The organism is Rothia aeria (assembly GCF_016726365.1).
Taxonomy (GTDB): Bacteria; Actinomycetota; Actinomycetes; order Actinomycetales; family Micrococcaceae; genus Rothia; species Rothia aeria.
Window position 1 is genome coordinate 2,377,810 of sequence record NZ_CP068102.1, and the last position, 18,692, is coordinate 2,396,501.

Below are 18,692 nucleotides of genomic sequence, written 5' to 3' on the forward strand. Positions count from 1 at the left end.
CTCACCCCGTATCGGGGTGAGGCCCACATTTTTAAAAGCTTTTCTTTTCGGTTACTGTATTTCGACGGTTACCAGGGACTCATTTTTGCGGCGTTCAATCGTGCAGTCGGGGCAGTAGCCGGTTACTTCAACCACGTGCTCAAGCTCTGAGAACCCGTATTTTTTACCCATAGAAAGCGCCCATTCTTCAATGGCTGGTGCTTCTAGCTCAACGGCTTTCCCACACCTGCGGCACAGCAGGTGATGGTGGTGGGTGTCTGCTTGACAATGCCGGTATAGGGATTCGCCTTCGACTCCTTTAATGACGTCGAGCTCGCCTGTGTTGGCGAGGGACTGCAGCACCCTGTAGGTGGTAGCTAAAGAAACTTGTTCTTTGCGGTTAGCGAGGATGAGGTGAAGATCTTGAGCTGAGATAAAATCTCCCAACTCAGCCATGGTTGCTTTGATAACGCGGCGTTGCCGGGTGTTGCGGGCTTCGGCGTGTTTGACGATTTTACGAACGGGGATGTGGGTATCCAATGTATTGCCTTCCGGTGTGATGGAGCACCTCGGATAATTTGAGAGTGGATTCCTTTCTCAACGACTTTACACTAATTCTTGCCCTGCTGGTGCGTATTTTATGGTTTTCTCAGCTGGTGGCGATGAAAGAAAGTAAATCCTAGGAGATTGTTGTGAGCTCTTTGAAATGGTGTGTGCTGCAGTGGATAGCTTAGAAAATGTGTGATAGGCGTCGCCTGCTAGGGCTGAAGACAGTAGACTGGATGGTATGAAGCTGACGAAGTACACTCATTCGAGCGTGCGCCTTGAGAATGAGGGGCACGCACTGGTTTTTGACCCCGGTAATTTTGCACCTGAGGGAGAGCACGCCCGGCTGCTGGACGGCGCCGATTATCTTGTGATAACACACGCCCACCCTGACCATTTCGATACTGCCCGTCTGCTGCCGCTACTTTCTGAGCACCCCGAACTACGTATCTGGGCGCCGCAGGCCGTCACGGAGACGATTCTTGAAACAGTGCCGGACGCGAAAGTGAATGCCGTAACCGCTGACAGCGAGTTTACGGTTCCCGGTTTTCAGGTACAGACTTTTGGCGGGCAGCACGCACTGATCCACCCGTTAATCCCGGTCATCGCCAATATTGGGTATTTGGTGAACGGTACTGTGTACCATCCTGGTGATTCTCTGGTGGTGCCGCACGGGGTTAAAGCTCCCAATGTACTGGTGCCGGTGCATGCCCCGTGGGGAAAGGTCCAGGAGGTTATCGATTTTGTGATTGCGGTGGGGGCCCGGCGGGCCTACCCAATCCATAATGGCATGATCAATGAGAACGGCACGGGGATTATTGAGGGGCTGATTACTACCCTTGGCGGTAAATACGGCACCGAGTTCACGCACCTAAACCCCGGTGATACGGTCGATCTGTAGCCCTCACCGGTTGTGGGTATTTGAGATTTTCTGAAGGTAACAGGAGCATATGATGAGCAGCATTTTTAGCAAGATCATTGCAGGGGAGATTCCCGGGCGGTTTGTGTGGAAAGACGAGAAGTGCGTGGCATTTATGGACATTATGCCCGCCTCGCACGGGCACCTGCTGGTGGTGCCTCGCGAAGAGATTGACCGGTGGCCAGACCTACCGCCGGAGCTTGCAGCCCACTTATTTGCTGTGGCGCATAAGATTTCTCAGGCTCTGGATCGGGCCTTCGATAAGGACCGTGTGGCGTTAATGATCGCAGGGTTTGATGTACCGCACACGCACATTCACCTGTTCCCAGCCGATAGCATGGCTGAGTATGACCCGGCGAACGCATTAAAGAATCTGAGCACCGAAGAGCTTGATGCAGACGCCGCAACGGTACGTGCTGCCCTGCGTTCTCTGGGGCACAACGAGTTTGTGCCCGAAGCCTAATACCATCAGCGTATACTGGTTCGGCCCCCGTACGGTACCTACCTGAGGTACTGTGCGGGGGCCGACAATATGCTGTGGTGCCAAAGAGACACTAATGTTTCTCTGCCTTCGAGATCTGGTCCGCCAAATCCTCGGGGGAGAGGTTCGCCGACGAGAACTCCGCCGTAAGGGGCAAATGCAGCTGTAAACCGGTGCCGGGGCAGATTTCTACCTGTGCCGACTTCAGCTTAAAGTCCACCACATGCCCGCCGTGCGTGCGGTCATCGTCAATGAAGTGGGCGTGGCAACCGGGAACTGAAATACCCTGCTCGTAGATGGGGGTGCGGAACCCAACAATCGTGCCTGAGAGGTTATCGAATTGAACAATGTCCTCGTTCTCGGTAGCCGCCACCATCTTAGGGTAAGGTTTCTCCTGCTTCACCACGGTGCGGGTGCGCACCCACTCGAACTCGCCATAAATTTTAATGGCGTACATGTAGTTCTTTGACACCGTGAAATTATCAAGCACCTGAGCCGTTGACTTACGGAGCATATTCTGCGGCAGTTCCCGTTTAATCATGGGGACAAAATTCGTAACCACAGCGTACGGGGTCTGACCGGTCAAATCCGGGACTGACACCGAACCATCGTGACGCACCTGGTAACACGCCCCGTCCAGCACCACCATCTCACCATCTAGCCCGTTGAACGTGCCCACCCCAAAATTACCGTGACTGAGAAGTTCACCAATGGTCATCTCGCCGTCGTACACGCCATCCAGCAGCTGCGACATCAGACCGGTCTGGAACACCTCGTTACGGAACACAGTTTCACCGTTAAGCCGAGTCGGCTGGTATGCCATCCTTTTCACCTTCCATCGCCTATGTTTTGACTCCACCACCATTCTACGCCCCATCCCCAGCAACCTCCCAGGGTACTTAGGGGTAACTGGCAGAAACCACAGCTACCCTAAAGAAGTGACTGTGCTCTCATAGAGGAGAAAAATGGATCTTGATGTTATAGGTATGCTCGCCAAAGCAGGCAACATGGCAAACGACGGCAGTAACAAAGGAGACAACAACGTGAACGGAATCGCCGCACTATCATGGACCTTCGTCAGCGAATGTCCCATCCCACCGGACGCTGCCGACCTTATGGTGCAAGGGGAACAGCCGTTCCTCGCCTACAAGACCTTCCGTGACAGCGCTATCTTCACTAATAAACGCCTTATTGTCAGGGACGCTCAGGGCATTACCGGTAAAAAGGTCGAGATTTACTCGCTGCCGTACAAGCATATCCTCATGTGGTCTTCCGAAAACGCTGGCACCATCGACATAAACTCTGAGCTCGAGCTGTGGACGAAGGTGGGCCGTATTAAAATTAAGCTCTCGCGCGGCGCTGATATTAGAAGGCTTGACCGTATTATCAGCGACATGGTGCTGTTGTACGGCGGCTAAATACTAAGAAGGTGACTCCCTCACCGTACCGGGTGAGGGAGCTTCTTCCTTTGATCAGAGTTTGAGCACCATCTCAACATGCTCAATCCCGGACTCCATATAATGCTCACCGCGCTCCACAAACCCCTCGGGGCTGTAGTAGGTGTCTTTTAGGTATGCCTGTGCGGCGATCACAATTTCCTTCGCGTCTGTGTTGTCCCGAATCCACTCCAGGGCGGCGTGCAAAAGTTTACGTCCCAAGCCGGTGCCGCGAGCATCTGGGTGAACCGCCACGCGACCGAACGTCCATGCGCCCGGAATATAGCGGTGGCGTGCATCCTGAACCTTCTCAAGATCGAATAGACGCAGATACGCTAGAACCTTTCCTGATTCGTCTTCATTCACCATATGGATGCACTCGAAATCAGCATCGTCAGGCTCTTGATCAGTCGATTGCTGACCCACCGTAAACACCAGTGAACGGATAATGTGGATTTGTTGCAACTCGTGAGCGGTCAGCTCGTCAAAATGCTTGGCGATGAATTCGGACACGGGCTCTCCTGGTCTTAGGTATATCGGTGAAAAAGACAGTTCCCACTATTCTAACGTGATGTGTGCGTATCGCACGAAATATAGAGAACACGCGGTAAGAACGTGGCGGGGTGTACGGCTAAAGCGTACCAATGAGAACGCCGCCAATAACTACAAGAGCAAGTCCGCCTAAGACGTACAGCAGTTCCAGCCTTGTTTTCTTCTCGCCCAATAGCAGGATACTGCCCAAAGTCGAGATAATAACGTTCATCTGTGAAAGCGTAAACCCACTGGCAACGCCATTGCGATGCGGTTCAATAGACACTAGGTAGGCTAACGCAGCACCCGAGAAAATCACGCCGCAGATAATGTTCTGCAAAGACTTCTTATCCCAAGGGCGGGTGCCATCGCGGGTCAGCATAGACATCGTGATAGCCGCTACCACCATACCTACTGACTGCGGCATGAATTTATACCACCCGTCTACACTCACATAATTGGGGAAGAATGAATATCCGACATATCCGATGGTAGAAATTAAGAGTGTGATAACACCGGACCGCATATTTCCGCCCGAGTGTGGCTCGGGATGTTCCTGTTTCGTGGTCATCCAAATACCGATAATAATAAGCGTCAGAGCCACGGCACCGATCACTTTAGCCTGCGCGGTACCCCAGTCGCCGAATGCCACCACACCCATTAACGAGGTGCCTACCAGCTGCATGCCAGTTGATAAAGGCATGGTTTGAGAAACACCGATCTGGGTGAACGCGCGGTACTGGTTTATTTGCCCGAACGCCCAGCTTGCCCCTGAGAGGAAGCACAGAAAAAATGCCCAAGCGTCAATGCGCATCGGGAAGAAAAGCAGGGACGTGGCAATACCCATGAGGAGCACGCCCATCGTGGTACCCATAATTTGCTGAGTCGGTTTACCACCGATTTTAGATACGCACAGCGGCAGAATGCCCCAGAATAGCGCGGGTATAAGACCGATAAGGATATTCATGGAAAATATTTCCTTAGGCACTATGAGAGAACACAGAATATACAGCTGTTCCTTGGAAGGAACGTTAACTACCATTTTTTGAAACGTCTATAGCGACTATAAGCTCACTCTAGCTTATCCTGTTTTTATAAACTTCGGGTCCAGCAGATACCCGTGCTGTTTGAGATTTTAAAACAAAAGATGCCCCGTTCCTTTACCTGGTGTTTGGAGGAACGGGGCACACTAAGTTTGGGTTCTTACCGATTAGACACCGTAGTACAGCTGGTACTCCAGCGGGTGAGGAATTAGCGAGAGCGGTTCAAGCTCGTTCGTGCGCTTGTAATCAATCCATGCCTGAATCAGGTCCTCAGTGAACACGCCGCCTTCGAGCAGGAAGTCGTGGTCTGCCTCAAGTGCAGCCAGCGCCTCCTCAAGGTTAGCGGGAGCCTTCTTAATATCCTTAGCCTCTTCGGCGGGAAGCTCGTACAGGTCCTTATCGATCGGTGCTGGCGGCTCGATACGGTTGCGGATACCGTCAAGACCGGCCATCAGCTGTGCCGAGAACGCAAAATAAGGGTTGCACGAGGGGTCAGGCGCGCGGAACTCCAGGCGCTTAGCCTTCGGGTTGGCACCGGTGATCGGGATGCGAATACCGGCTGAGCGGTTACCCTGCGAGTACACCATGTTCACGGGGGCCTCATAGCCAGGCACCAGACGTTTATAGGAGTTCACGGTCGGGTTGGTAAACGCCAACACGGCGGAGGAATGCTCAATCAGGCCGCCAATATACCAGCGGGCAATATCAGAGAGGTTCGCGTAACCACGCTCATCATAGAACAGCGGCTCACCGCCCATCCACAGCGACTGGTGGCAGTGCATACCCGAGCCATTATCCCCAAACACCGGCTTAGGCATGAACGTGACCGACTTGCCCCACTCATCGGCGGTGTTCTTAATAACATATTTGAACTTCAGCAGGTCGTCAGCGGCATTGGTGAGAGTGGAGAACTTGTAGTTAATCTCAGCCTGTCCGGGGGAGCCCACCTCATGGTGGCTGCGCTCAACTTCGAGCCCCACCTGGTCCATCGCCACGCACATAGCATCACGCAGATCGGCTTGCTTATCGACAGGGGAAACCGGGAAATAACCGCCCTTGACAGGGGTCTTATTACCAAGGTTGCCGCCTTCTTCCTTGCGGCTGGTGTTCCAGTATGCTTCATCGGAATCAATCGTATAGAACACAGAATTGGGCTCTACCTGGTAACGGACGTCCTCAAAGACGAAGAACTCAGCTTCGGAAGCAAAAAACGCCGTATCTGCAATACCGGTAGATTTCAGGTATTCTTCGGCACGCTCGGCCACCCCGCGCGGGTCACGATGATACGGCTCGCCGGTGCGGGGATTCACAATAGAACACACGATCACCAGGGTCTTCTCCATACGGAACGGATCAATATAGGCCGAGTCAATGTCCGGGATGAGCTGCATATCAGATTCTGCGATCCCCTGGAAACCACGGATAGAGGAGCCATCGAACAGCTGACCATGAATGAAGAAGTCCTCATCCACCGCCTTAGCCGGAAGGTTAAAGTGCTGCTGCACGCCGGGCATGTCGGTAAATCGGATATCGACAAAGACGATTTCTTCGTCCTTAATAAAGTCGAGAACTTCCTGGGGACTGGTAAACATTCGGAATGCTCCTTAGGTTTTGGTTTGGGCGGCGGCAGTTGTGAGCCACACGCCACTATCTAGCATAGGCGGTATTTTTTACCCTTGCGTGTCTTTTATGTTTCAAGAACGTTACATTTCCTGCCGCGACACGCCCACGCCACAGCGGTCTGAGCAGCGTCAACACCTTCAAAATAACAACCAGCACAGAAGATACGGGATAATGAAGAGCATGATTGAACGTGAGGACTTAGGCTCGTGGCTTAACGGCGCCCCAAGTAACCAGAAGTACCCTGGTGAGCATTTAGGGCGCCCGCAGAAGGGTCCCGGGGCGATAGCTCGGCCGGGTATTAGGCTGATCGGGTTCCTCATCGACTGGTACGTGTGCTACCTGCCGATCCTACTGTTCGCGGATAATGACCCGTTGCTGACTCTGCTCGTATTCTGGGGGTACACAGTGCTTTTGACCGGGTTCATGGGCCACACACTAGGACACTTGGCGGTAGGAGTGCAGGTACAAACTCTCAACGGGCGCCCGGCTGGTTGGCTCAAAGGGCTAATCCGCGGCACCCTCACCATGCTGATACTTCCGGCGGTCATCATGGACTCCGACGCACGTGGTATCCACGACCGAATCTGCAAAACCGTACTGGTACGGATCCGCTAAACAGGACACTGCTTTAAACAACTGCTGCCCCCAACGCCATACAGCGTTGGGGGCAGCAGCGCACGCACAAAAACTAGCGGCCACGCATCGCGCGACGATCCGGACGCACCCGGTTCGGGTCAACACCCTTAGGGATACCATTCATAGGGTTACGTATGTTATTCAGGGTGCTCAAACGCCCAGAAACATCCTGCATCTCTTTCTGGGTTAGGGTCTTCGGCAGCTTATTCATCGTTTTGACAACGTCTTTAAGCTCCACTTGGTTCTCGTCATGACCGGTCTCAATCACGTGTACCGGAACACCAGGAACTACCCGGTTAAGGTGTTTCTTCTCGGTCCTCACAAGGTTCTGCACGCGAGAAGACGGCCCCTCGGTCACCAGCACAATCCCCGGCTTACCGAGGCCACGGAACACGAGGTCCTGGTGACGGTTAGCCGCCACCGGCTGCTCCTCAACAATCCAGCCGCGACGCACAGAGTTCATTGCCGCACCGGAACGGCCCGGCTGCCCCTCAATCTGGGTGAAAGCTGCGTTCTGCGCGCGCCTGCTCAAAATCAGCATCGCCACAATAGCCGCGGCCGCAACACCAAGAATAAGGAGCGTAATCCAGTTATTCAACAGCACGCCCACCGCCACAAACACGAGCAGGGTCAGTGCAGACCAGAACAACAGAATCCACCCAATGTTCGGGTCGGACTTCTTCGTCATCTGGTAGACCTGCTTCATCTGGGAGAACGTTCCCTGACGTTTAGGCTTCTGCTTCTTCTCTTCTTTATCTGCCACGGTGCTTTCCTTTTAGACAGCTGGGGTATAAGACAGTTGAAACACTGCAAAGAATAATTCTAGCTTACAAACCTGAAGCCCACAGGGTACGACAAGCCCCGCCGCTCCCGAAGAAGAGGGAGTAACGGCGGGGCCTGCCTACAAAGAGTGTCCGGGGCCAAACTACATGCCAGCAGCCACGAGAGAAGCGGCTTCCTGAAGCGCTACGCCGCCATCCTCAATATGAGCCAGGTTATCTGGGATCGTGTAGCCGTTCTTCTTCATTGCTCGTGCCCACAAACGGCCGGCACGGTATGAGGAACGTACCATCGGCCCAGCCATGACACCAGCGAAACCAATCGACTCAGCCATCGCCGAAAGCTCCAAAAATTCGGCGGGCTTTACCCAACGCTCGATAGGGTGGAAAAGCGGACCGGGGCGCAGGTACTGGGTTAGGGTGATAATATCGCACCCGGCGTCGTGCAAATCGCACAGGGCCTCATAAATCTCTTCATTTGTCTCGCCCATACCCAAAATCAGGTTGGACTTCGTGACCATACCGGCTTCTTTACCCTGAGTAATCACATCAAGTGAACGCTCATAACGGAACGCCGGACGAATCTGCCTAAAGATGCGCGGCACAGTCTCCAGGTTATGCGCGAAAACCTCGGGACGAGCATCAATCACCTTCTGCACGTGCTCAGGCTTACCCTTAAAGTCGGGGATCAGCATCTCAACACCGGTGTTCGGGCACATCTTATGAATCTGACGCGTGGTCTCGGCATAGAGCCAAGCACCACCGTCCTCAAGATCGTCACGTGCCACGCCCGTCACGGTGGCATACCGCAGGCCCATCACCTTCACGTTCTTCGCAACCTTAAACGGTTCGGCATAATCCACTGAGGCGGGCTTACCGGTCGCAATATTACAGAAATCGCAGCGGCGAGTGCACTCAGAGCCACCAATCAGATAGGTTGCCTCACGGTCTTCCCAGCACTCGTAAATATTGGGGCAGCCCGCCTCCTCACACACGGTGTGCAAACCCTGACCGCGCGCCAGCTCCCTCATCTCGTTATATTCGGGTCCCACAACAGCCTTAGTCTTGATCCAGTGCGGCTTCTTTTCAATGGGAACCTCAGCATTGCGAGCCTCAACGCGCAGCAGCTTGCGACCCTCAGGCTTAATGCTCATGTATGTTGCTCCTTATAGTGGATGTGCCCTCGGCGTAGTATGGGCTAAAACTTATTTTACGCCCGCTGGTGGCAAGCGAAAACCGGTGTTACGTGGGATACGCCAGCCAAGTAGGCTAATCCCACCTGGGTATTTATACTGCCGCCTGTGCGGATGGGGTTGGTTCAAATGACTCAGCTAACCGGTCGGCATACCGGGTGAGCTCCCGTTCCAGCGGCTCAAGAATCTCAGCAGGGGTCACCGTACGCCCCAGCTGCTCGCTCATGGTGGTCACGCCTGCATCAGTGATGCCGCACGGAATAAATTGCATAAAAGGGGCAGTCTCATTACAGCAGTTAATGGCGAAACCGTGCATTGCTGTGTTTTTTGAAACACGAATACCGATGGCGGCGATTTTCTGATCCGGGGTATGCTCATCCCCTAAAACCCACACGCCAGAACGCCCCTCAACACGCTCACCCTTAATGCCAAACTCGGCCAGCACATTCATAATGATCTCTTCAAGGAGGCGCACATAGGCCACCACATCAATCGGTTCAGGCAAACGAACAATCGGGTAGCCGGTGAGCTGGCCGGGGCCATGCCACGTGAGCTTACCGCCACGGTCAATCTTCACCACAGGAGTAGTCTTATCGGTTGGGTACTCGTGATCCTCAGTGCGTTTACCCGCAGTGATAACAGCCTCATGTTCAAGCAGCAGAATAGTGTTATTGCGGGTTCTTTCAGCAACTTCTGCGTGAATACGGCGTTGCTCATCCAAACTTTCAGTGTAGTTCACATAGTTCGGGGCAAAACCCACGCGCTCAATAATCACGGACATGCCTACTACCTTAGTACCGCAGGCGAGGGATAAAAAATTAGGTACCCCTGATTCGGGTAATGGGCGAACAATAGGCAGGGTGCGAGTGATATACCCGCAAAATATTACAGAATATTACACAGGTCAGGCTGAAGTGCACCTCGGAAACTGTGAAAAATCATCCAACACTTACAACATGTGGATAATATTTGATGCATTTTGAGTATTTTAGGTATAAAAGATATATGGAGAATATTGAGTACCTAAACCTTCTCACCGAGGATGCACGCCGAACCATTTGGCGAGTGGAATATTGCCCTAAACCCTCTGACAATGCGCCGTCCACTGCTCAAACAGGTGAGCACCCGCTGGGCCTCAAACCGGGAATATACACACTTATGCGGCTTAATGCAGCCGATGACTCCGCCCTTGCCGAAGCGCTCTGCTCCCTAGAACCCAACCCTGGTCTAGCCACCCTACTCGCTGTTCAGCACCTTACCGGCACCGCAGAAGCTGCGCAGAAAATAGAGAGCGCCGGAACTCTGCAGTGGTATGAGCCTCTGGAAGCGGGGACTTTATCAGCCCTCCTGGCTGCCCGTGAGCATATTCCCGTTGCGGAGGTGGCCTCCCTGGCCCGCAGTCTGTGCGAAGGTCTAGCTCATCTACACCACCAGGGGTTTATTCACGGAGCTATCTCCACCGAAAACGTGCTGATCTCAACCCATGGCACTCCCAAACTCATTGACACACGCCATGCTCCCGGCAACCTCAGCACCAGTGCACTATCCCTAGCGCAAGCCGAAGACACCCGTGCTCTCGCGCGGCTGCTATGGCACGCCCTCACCGGTAAACCTCCCGCTGCTGCCCACGAACGCATTCCGCTGCCCTTAGCGGCAGAGGACATTACCGAAAATATGGGATACACGCTGGAAAATGTGCTGGATACAGACCTGCCTTCGCTAGAGACTATCGTTGAGGTCTTCAGTAAAGTACAGGCAGTGCCGCTCAACGCCTACCTGAGTGCACCCGAAGATGTGCGGGAACGCATGCCTGCTGCAAGTAACCAACAGCAAGGCAGTAAGAGTAAACCTGTGCAGAACGCACCGGCTGCTAAGGCTCGCCCGAAAGAACCTAAAGCTCGGCAGGAATCATCCAATAAACCACAGAAAAAAATCCTCCAAACCTCCAAGAACCGTATGCTGCTTGGTGCACTCGCTCTCACTCTTGCAGTGGGTGTTGGAGTTGTGAGCTACCAGCTGGGCTCGCACGACAGTGCCCCCGTGCAGACAGCCTCTGCGACGACTGCCGCAAACGAGCACGATGACGAACGCAAAATAATTGAAACTCTTATTGAGGAACGTAACCGTGAACTTACAGAAAAAGGCGCTCCCACACTGCAGGTTCGCTCCCTCACTAAGGTAGAACACAAAGGGGACACGCTGGCACTAACAGCAGAAGTGCAGGCCCCAGGGTACACACCTACAGAAGCTGAGTTACGTGATAAAGGGGTGCGTATGCAAGATGGTATGGCGGTTCAAAAAGTCACCTTTGAACTCCATCAGGATAACGGTCGCTGGCGTATCGCAAGCGCAGTCCCGGTGAGCGAGTGAATGTAGTGCAGTACGCTTACGCTCGTTAAATAAGCGATATAGTGGCGCGTATAAAGATACTCCCCGGGGCTAGGTGCCTCGGGGAGTATCCTTCAGAAATTATCTAGTGCCAGATGGTTGCGACCGCCACATTAATAACAGCGAGCCCACCTACAGCATGTGCTAAACCGGTAGAGATTGGCTCACCAGCTTTATGTTTGCGCTGGCCAATAAACGCGGCAATGGCAACACCGAGTGCCAAAAGAATTTTGACTGCAATTTTAATGTGGTTAACACCGCCGCTCATTTCTGCGATACCCACCAGAATCAGCCCCGTTACAAGCATGAGAAGCGAAGCGTGAAACTGCCCCGGAAGAACTTTTGGGGTGCGGAAATGAGCGACCCACAGACCGATAATGAGTGATGCGCCAATAATGTGTAAAAACACAAGAACGCCGGTAAGAATATGCATGGAAAATATTGTGACACCCTGTCACTAAAATGTCTATTCGTGACGTACCAATGTCGCAGATGAAACATCCCAAGAGGTACAGCGCCATAAAACCTCTCAGCCGCCCACCGCATACAACCAGACATACAAAAATACTCAACGAAAGGCGGCGCCGGTTACATGAACCGACGCCGCCTTCCACATCGTGGCTGTATATACGCTACCTAGCGAGCCTTACAGGCCGACCTCAGCCTCAAAGTTAGCCTCTTCCAGGCGGGTCTTGAGGGTGTACAGGAAGCGACCTGCATCTGCACCATCAACCACACGGTGATCGTAGGTCAGCGACAGGTAGCACATGGAACGGATAGCGATCGAGTCGTTACCGTCCACATCCTTAACAACCATGGGGCGCTTCACGATGCTACCGGTGCCCAAAATAGCCACGTTCGGCTGGTTAATAATCGGGGTGTCGAACAGTGCGCCGAAGGAGCCGATATTGGTGATGGTGAAGGTTGAACCAGCCAGCTCTTCAGGAGCAATATCGCCGGTGCGTGCGCGTCCACCCAAATCGGCAATAGCCTTTGCCAAGCCAGCAATACCCAGGTCTGATGCGTTCCTGATAACGGGAACAAGCAAACCCTTGGGGGTATCTACAGCGATTGCGATGTTCTCGGAATCGGGGTAGGTAATCTGCTTCAGATCCTCGGTCATGGAAGCGTTCAGGGCAGGATGCTGCTGCAGGGCCTCGGTCACAGCCTGTGCGAAGAACGGCAGGAAGGTCAGCTTTGCGCCCTCACGAGCGAGGAAGCCATCCTTAGCCTTGGCACGCAGCTGTGCCACACGGGTCATATCCACTTCGGTGACCTGAGTCAGCTGAGTGGAGGTGTCTAGGGACTCGCGCATACGCTTTGCAATAACCTGGCGGATGCGTGCAGTCTTCTCAACGGTGCCGCGCTTGGGTGAAACCTCGAAGGTGTGAGGAGCCTTGGACGCACCAGCTGCAGCAGCCGGTGCTGCCGATGCGGCAGCGGGCGCAGCTGAGCCCTTAGCGGCAATAGCTGCCTGTACGTCCTGCTTACGGATGCGGCCGCCTACGCCGGTACCCTTCACGGTCGACAGGTCAATATTGTTATCTTTAGCGAGCTTACGGACCAGCGGGGTGACGTATGCTTCGCCATCAGCGGTTGCCGGTACGCCAGCGGCGGGTGCCGGGGTCTCTGCTGCAGGCGCAGCGGGTGCAGCAGGAGCAGCAGCTGCCGGAGCCTCAGCAACAGGGGCCGGAGCAGCAGGAGCAGCCGGTGCCGGTGCGGCGGCAGAGGCATCGCCAATAATAGCTAGAACCTGGCCAACTTCGGCGTCTTCGTCCTCCTGAATGCGGATCTCGAGCAGGGTGCCCGCCACAGGGGAGGGAACCTCGGTATCAACCTTATCGGTGGACACCTCAACCAGCGGCTCGTCAACCTCAACCTGTTCGCCGACTTCCTTCAGCCAGCGGGTAACGGTACCCTCGGTCACGGACTCACCCAGCGCAGGCAAGGTAACTTCCTGACCGGACGCTGCACCAGCGGGAGCAGCTGCGGCCGGTGCCGCCGGTGCTGCGGGGGCAGCAGGAGCTGCAGCGGCGGCGGGGGCCTCTGCAACAGGAGCCGCAGGAGCAGCCGGTGCTGCGCCAGAACCATCACCAATAACTACGAGGGGGGCGCCAACCTCAACGTCCTCATCCTCTTCCACTAGGATTTGCTCAACAACGCCAGCGACGGGGGAGGGAACCTCGGTATCGACCTTATCGGTGGACACCTCAACCAGCGGCTCATCAACGGCAATGGTGTCACCAACGGCAACAAGCCAGCGGGTAACGGTACCCTCGGTCACGGACTCGCCCAATGCGGGCAGTTCTACGGTGTGGGACATATTTTCTTCCCGTTCTCCTTGTGAATGCTTGAATTAGGAAACTGTGTGGCAGGGATACAGCCCACGCGGCCATTCTTTGAGAATGCCGCGTGGAGCATCCGCAAACCTGCGGTTTCGCGGGTGCGAAACCATCTTTTAGGTGGTAGGGGCGCTTAGCCGTGCAGCGGGGTGCCGTTCAGAGCCATAGCGGCCTCACCCAGGGACTCATTCTGGGTCGGGTGCGCGTGGATGAACTTAGCGACATCCTCAGGGAATGCTTCCCAAGCAACCCACAGCTGAGCCTCACCGATCTGCTCACCCATACGCTTGCCAATGGCGTGAACACCAACAATGGGGCCGTTCTTCTCGCGCACAACTTTAACAATACCGCCGGTGCCCAGGATGGAGGACTTGCCGTTGCCAGCCAGGTTGTACTCCGCAACCTCAACGTTATCGGCGCCGAACTTCTCCTTAGCCTTCGGCTCGGAGTAACCGACCGAGGCGATCTCGGGATCGCAGAAGGTGACCTTGGGGATGTTAACGTCTTCAACCACAGAGGGGTTCAGGCCAGCAATTTCTTCTGCCACGAAAATACCCTGCTGGTACCCGCGGTGAGCCAGCTGGACACCAGGAACAATATCACCAACGGCGTAGATATTGCCCACACCGGTGTGCAGACGCTCGTTAGCCAGCACGAAGCCGCGATCCATGGGGATACCCTGCTCTTCATAGCCCATACCTGCGGTGTTGGGGCCACGGCCAACAGCGACCAGAACGATATCAGCCTCAAATACCTTGCCGTCAGCCAAGGTGACCTTAGCACCGTTAGCGTCCTGCTCAACCTTTTCGAACAGGGTGCCGGTGTTGAACTTAATACCGCGCTTCTTGAAGGAACGCTCAAGCACCTTAATGATGGAGGGGTCTTCGTTAGGAACGAGGTTGGGCAGGCCCTCAATAATGGTTACATCCACGCCCATTGCCTTCCACATGGACGCGAACTCGCAACCGATCACGCCGCCGCCAAGCACAATAGCGCTGTTCGGCAGGTAATCCATCTCCAGCGCCTCAGTGGAAGTCAGCACGCGCCCCTCAATGGGCAGACCAAAGGTCTTGGAAACAGAGCCAGAAGCGAGCACAATATTCTTACCCTTGTACTCCGTGCCGTTCACGGTAATGGTGTCTTTGCCGGTGAGCTTACCCTCACCGTTAATAACCTCAACACCCTTCATCTTCAGCAAGCCGGAGAGACCCTTGAACTTGCCCCCAACGATGCCGTCCTTGTAGTTGCGAACCTTACCCATCTCAATGGACTGTAGCTCGGTGTTTACACCGACCTTGGAGGCTTCACGAGCATCCTCAGCCAACTCAGCGGCGTGAAGGTAAGCCTTGGTGGGGATACAGCCGGTGTGCAAGCAGGTGCCGCCCACCTTATCCTTCTCGATCAGGCCAACGGAGAAGCCTAGCTGGCGCGCACGCAAAGCGGTTGCATAACCAGCGGAGCCACCGCCGAGGATGAGGATGTCAAATTCTTGAGCCACGATGTTGCTCCCTTGCATAGGTTGTGGGGGCTCAACCCCCGTGCAAATGAGTTCTTTATCTCTGTGCTTTTCTACCCGCGACCAGCGCACGTATCGGAGGGCGCACGCCAAGTGCAGTGTATAAAAACACTTATCTACAACAATACCCCTGTCGCCGTCGGTTTAAGTTCACTAACGGCAATTTTGCGCTATTAATCGCACAATCCATTCAAAATTTTTCTGTTCCACCTTACGGATACAGTCAAGGTGTGAAATTGTACACAAAAGTGGGTGGGAGGTGGGCTCAGCTAACCCTATTCGCCTCCCACCCAACTCGTTCACCCTTACGGTGTTCTTGACCAGGCTGTGCGCCCCGCGGCGGCTAGGTTGTGACTACTGCGCGTATGACTCAATGAAGTTCACCAGCGTGGCGGTGCCAAAACCGGTGCCTTCCTTCGGGGTATACCCAAAAGGTGACTCTTCATTAAACGCAGGGCCCGCAATGTCAAGGTGAGCCCAGGGAATGCGTTGGCCTTCCACTTCACCCACGAACTCTTGCAGGAATAACCCGGCGATCATCATGGAGCCGTAGCGGCTGCCCATGTTTTTAATATCTGCCACAGGCGAGTTCATTGAGGCGCGCAGGTGCGACTCCAGCGGCATTGGCCAGTATGCTTCACCCGCTGCTTCGCCAGCACGCAGAACACGCTCACGCACCTGCTCATCGCCCATCAGAGCGGCGGTGCGCAACCCTAGCGCCGCCATAGCAGCACCGGTGAGGGTGGCGATATCGACAATGACGTCGTGCTCGTTTTCTGAGGCGAGCGCGATACCATCTGCCATGACTAGGCGCCCTTCAGCGTCAGTATTCAGAACTTCTACGGTGCGCCCGTCACGGATGGTAATCACGTCTTCGGGGCGTAACGATTCGCCCCCGGGCATATTTTCCGCTAGGCAGAGGTAGCCAGTGACCTGAACCGGAATATTCAGCTCCGCAGCGGCAAGAGTGGCCTGAAGGACGGAGGCAGCGCCGGCCATATCGCATTTCATGGTCATCATGGACGCTGCCGGTTTGAGGGAGTTGCCGCCGGTATCAAAGGTAATGCCTTTGCCGACCAGCCCGATGGACGCCTTGGCATCGGCCGGGGTGTATTTTACAACTGCGAGTACAGGTTTGCGGGGAGAGCCCTGGCCTACGCCCGCGATACCCCCGAACCCTTCGGCGAGTAGACGCTCATAGTTGTATACTTCAATGCTCACATCCTCATACTCGGAGACGAGCTGCTGGGCCTGCTGGGCGAAAGACTCGGGGTACAGGTGCGAGGGCGGCTGATTTACCAGATGGCGCGCCTGCTTGGTGGCTTCGCCGAGCACCAGTGCGCGGGTGAGCGCCTCTTCAGCTTCGGCAGGCTGTACCTCGGAGACAATGAGGATGGTTTCAGCCTCATCTTTGACGGAACTGGCCGATTTGCCCCGCATTCCTTTTTCGCTGAAGGAGCCAAGGGTTGCGCCGTACGCTATGGCCTCAATTTCTGCGGGGGCGTTTGTGCCGAAATCAATGGCGATCTCTTCTGCGCCAATGAGCTGGCGGGTGGCAGAACCAGCAGCGTAGCGGAAAGCTGCGAGGCGTTCGGCGGCATTGGTTGTTTCCTGCCCCAAACCGATGAGTGCGATGGTGTCGGCCCCTGCGTCTTCCGCGCCGGGGAGTCGAAGCAGCTGATCGGCGGCCCCGGTGGCGCCAAGAGCCTCTAGGAGCTCATTGATACCTTCGACGGTTTCCTGCGAGAGGGCGCAGGGGGCTAAGCGAGGGCTTTCTTCACCCGCGTAAACCCCTACAACAAGGACATCTGATTCGAGGGATTCAAGGTTGGTGGGGGCCACGGAGAGGGATAGGGACATAGGGTACTCCTTCGTGCTGGGTGGGGCCCGGGCAGAGGTGGGCGCCTAGTTGACTAGGGTGTGCACACACTGTGCGTGCACGTGAGGCAACATCTACAGATGGTGCGTATCATCCTCTACTGTACACCGCAGGCAGCATATAGACGCGGGAAAACCTGCCCATAAGTGAGAGTGTTTTGCGTAAGTAAAGTGATGAATATCATTAGTAAATCTGTTCACCGTGCGCAAATTGGGGGGTGTAAACCCCGGTATTCCTCTCATGTATGTTTTAGACTGAAATGAATTATCTAATGCGCTGGGGTATGGTGCGGTGAATGTCAATCGTAGACGAGGGCCGCGCGCGGCGAGATTCCAGGAAGGAGTAGTAGATGTTAAACCCTGACGACCTTTACCTGGCAAAAAATAGTATTCTCAGCGATGAACGTCTGCGCGATTTACCGCTTGTTGTGGCCTTTTCCAGTCCTCAGGATGCCGGGGCTACAGCTGGTCAGTTCGGCACCTTCCTATTAGACAACCTGAAACATGTGGCTATTGCGGAGTTTGATAGCGATCAGCTGCACGATTACCGGGCACGTAGGCCGCACATCGTTTTTAACCGTGACCACTTTGAAGACCCAGTTTTTCCGAAGCTGAAATTATATGTGGTGGAGGACAGCCTTGATAAACCGTTTCTGCTGCTGACAGGCTCGGAGCCAGACTTTCAGTGGCAGCGTTTTCAGCAGGCTATGCTCGGTATCGCCCAGCGGCTGCAGCCCTCCCTGGTGGTGTTTATATCGGCGTTTCCTATGCCGGTGCCTCATACGCGGCCTGTGCCGGTGACCGCCCACGGCTCCCGCAAAGACCTTATTGACGGTATTTCTGCATGGCGCCCTAAAGCGGAACTGCATGCGAATATGACGAACCTGCTTGAGGTTCTTTTCACGGAGCACGGATTCGACACGGTCGGATTCGGGGTCAATGTACCGCAGTATATTTCGGATGCCGACCTGCCCCAGGGCACTCTCGCCGCATTGGAGTATGTAACGATGGCTACGAGGCTGTCTTTACCGACCGATCAGCTGCGGGAGGCTGCACGCACCGTACACGGGCAGATTAATGAGCAGATGGCTCAGCATCCCGAAGTGCAGTCAATGGTTTCCAGCTATGAAGAGAACTATGATGCGAACTATCGGTCGTCCAATATGCTGATTCCGCTCTCGCAGCGGGATGCCGATAAGGTGCTGGGGCGTGATGAGATTGGGGCGCTCTTTGAGCAGTTCCTGCATGAGCGGGAGTAGGTCGCGAGGGTAACGTTCACAAAACTTCATAATGAGAGGGCCCCCTGTGGATATCGCTGGTAGTGCTATCCACAGGGGCTATTTTCTGCACTGCTTAGAGTTACCATCCACATTTTTATATCATTTGATGTATTAAAGATTGC

At 54.7% G+C, this 18,692-nt stretch carries 18 protein-coding genes; 6 read left to right on the top strand and 12 right to left on the bottom strand.

The annotated features are described in order from the left end of the window. Positions 1-51: 51 nt before the first annotated feature. Positions 52-519: a Fur family transcriptional regulator gene (locus tag I6I94_RS10460; RefSeq protein WP_006887361.1), complete on the bottom strand. Its 468-nt coding sequence runs from the start codon at positions 517-519 to the stop codon at positions 52-54. Between the two features lie 247 nt (positions 520-766). On the opposite strand from I6I94_RS10460, the gene I6I94_RS10465 reads away from it, so the two are divergent. Further along, positions 767-1,426: an MBL fold metallo-hydrolase gene (locus I6I94_RS10465; RefSeq protein ID WP_128087933.1), complete on the top strand. Its 660-nt coding sequence runs from the start codon at positions 767-769 to the stop codon at positions 1,424-1,426. Positions 1,427-1,478: 52 nt separating this feature from the next. After that, complete coding sequence (locus tag I6I94_RS10470; RefSeq protein WP_128088218.1) at positions 1,479-1,907, top strand: HIT family protein; 429 nt, start codon at positions 1,479-1,481, stop codon at positions 1,905-1,907. A 91-nt stretch (positions 1,908-1,998) separates the two neighbouring features. Here I6I94_RS10470 and budA read toward each other — a convergent pair whose 3' ends face one another. Further along, complete coding sequence (gene budA / locus I6I94_RS10475; protein ID WP_128087932.1) at positions 1,999-2,748, bottom strand: acetolactate decarboxylase; 750 nt, start codon at positions 2,746-2,748, stop codon at positions 1,999-2,001. 142 nt (positions 2,749-2,890) lie between these two features. Here budA and I6I94_RS10480 point away from each other — a divergent pair, with 142 nt between their 5' ends. Continuing rightward, the gene (locus I6I94_RS10480; RefSeq protein WP_306823291.1) at positions 2,891-3,343 is read left to right on the top strand and encodes a PH domain-containing protein; all 453 of its coding nucleotides are present in this window, start codon (positions 2,891-2,893) and stop codon (positions 3,341-3,343) included. Positions 3,344-3,397: 54 nt separating this feature from the next. Here the strand turns inward: I6I94_RS10480 and I6I94_RS10485 are convergent, their stop codons facing one another. From I6I94_RS10485 to glnA, 3 genes are all read right to left on the bottom strand, one after another. After that, positions 3,398-3,874: a GNAT family N-acetyltransferase gene (locus I6I94_RS10485; RefSeq protein WP_006887394.1), complete on the bottom strand. Its 477-nt coding sequence runs from the start codon at positions 3,872-3,874 to the stop codon at positions 3,398-3,400. Positions 3,875-3,992: 118 nt separating this feature from the next. Further along, positions 3,993-4,859, bottom strand: a complete 867-nt coding sequence (locus I6I94_RS10490; RefSeq protein WP_128087931.1) for a GRP family sugar transporter — start codon at positions 4,857-4,859, stop codon at positions 3,993-3,995. 243 nt (positions 4,860-5,102) lie between these two features. Continuing rightward, complete coding sequence (gene glnA / locus I6I94_RS10495) at positions 5,103-6,527, bottom strand: type I glutamate--ammonia ligase (protein WP_037234971.1); 1,425 nt, start codon at positions 6,525-6,527, stop codon at positions 5,103-5,105. Between the two features lie 202 nt (positions 6,528-6,729). Here glnA and I6I94_RS10500 point away from each other — a divergent pair, with 202 nt between their 5' ends. Next, entirely contained in the window at positions 6,730-7,173 is a 444-nt protein-coding gene (locus tag I6I94_RS10500; protein WP_232018529.1) for an RDD family protein, read from the top strand. 73 nt (positions 7,174-7,246) lie between these two features. On the opposite strand, the gene I6I94_RS10505 is transcribed toward I6I94_RS10500, so the two are convergent. The 3 genes from I6I94_RS10505 to lipB form a co-directional block, all read right to left on the bottom strand. Next, positions 7,247-7,957, bottom strand: coding sequence for a DUF4191 domain-containing protein (locus I6I94_RS10505; RefSeq protein ID WP_006887396.1), 711 nt, complete (start codon positions 7,955-7,957; stop codon positions 7,247-7,249). A 162-nt stretch (positions 7,958-8,119) separates the two neighbouring features. Next, positions 8,120-9,127 (bottom strand): lipoyl synthase, encoded by a 1,008-nt coding sequence (gene lipA, locus I6I94_RS10510; RefSeq protein ID WP_094757729.1) that lies wholly within the window; start codon positions 9,125-9,127, stop codon positions 8,120-8,122. A 133-nt stretch (positions 9,128-9,260) separates the two neighbouring features. Further along, positions 9,261-9,947, bottom strand: a complete 687-nt coding sequence (gene lipB / locus I6I94_RS10515) for a lipoyl(octanoyl) transferase LipB (RefSeq protein WP_201620679.1) — start codon at positions 9,945-9,947, stop codon at positions 9,261-9,263. A gap of 224 nt (positions 9,948-10,171) precedes the next feature. Here lipB and I6I94_RS10520 point away from each other — a divergent pair, with 224 nt between their 5' ends. Continuing rightward, a complete protein-coding gene (locus I6I94_RS10520) occupies positions 10,172-11,536 on the top strand; it encodes a serine/threonine-protein kinase (RefSeq protein ID WP_201620680.1) in 1,365 nt (454 codons plus the stop codon). Between the two features lie 103 nt (positions 11,537-11,639). On the opposite strand, the gene I6I94_RS10525 is transcribed toward I6I94_RS10520, so the two are convergent. The 4 genes from I6I94_RS10525 to I6I94_RS10540 form a co-directional block, all read right to left on the bottom strand. Beyond that, entirely contained in the window at positions 11,640-11,987 is a 348-nt protein-coding gene (locus I6I94_RS10525) for a hypothetical protein (RefSeq protein ID WP_037234981.1), read from the bottom strand. A 213-nt stretch (positions 11,988-12,200) separates the two neighbouring features. Beyond that, complete coding sequence (gene sucB / locus I6I94_RS10530; protein ID WP_094757732.1) at positions 12,201-13,877, bottom strand: 2-oxoglutarate dehydrogenase, E2 component, dihydrolipoamide succinyltransferase; 1,677 nt, start codon at positions 13,875-13,877, stop codon at positions 12,201-12,203. 152 nt (positions 13,878-14,029) lie between these two features. After that, positions 14,030-15,412, bottom strand: coding sequence for a dihydrolipoyl dehydrogenase (gene lpdA / locus I6I94_RS10535; RefSeq protein ID WP_094757733.1), 1,383 nt, complete (start codon positions 15,410-15,412; stop codon positions 14,030-14,032). A 354-nt stretch (positions 15,413-15,766) separates the two neighbouring features. Continuing rightward, entirely contained in the window at positions 15,767-17,272 is a 1,506-nt protein-coding gene (locus tag I6I94_RS10540) for a leucyl aminopeptidase (RefSeq protein WP_126853251.1), read from the bottom strand. A gap of 368 nt (positions 17,273-17,640) precedes the next feature. Here I6I94_RS10540 and I6I94_RS10545 point away from each other — a divergent pair, with 368 nt between their 5' ends. Continuing rightward, entirely contained in the window at positions 17,641-18,549 is a 909-nt protein-coding gene (locus I6I94_RS10545) for a proteasome assembly chaperone family protein (RefSeq protein WP_006887388.1), read from the top strand. The last annotated feature ends 143 nt before the right edge of the window (positions 18,550-18,692 follow it).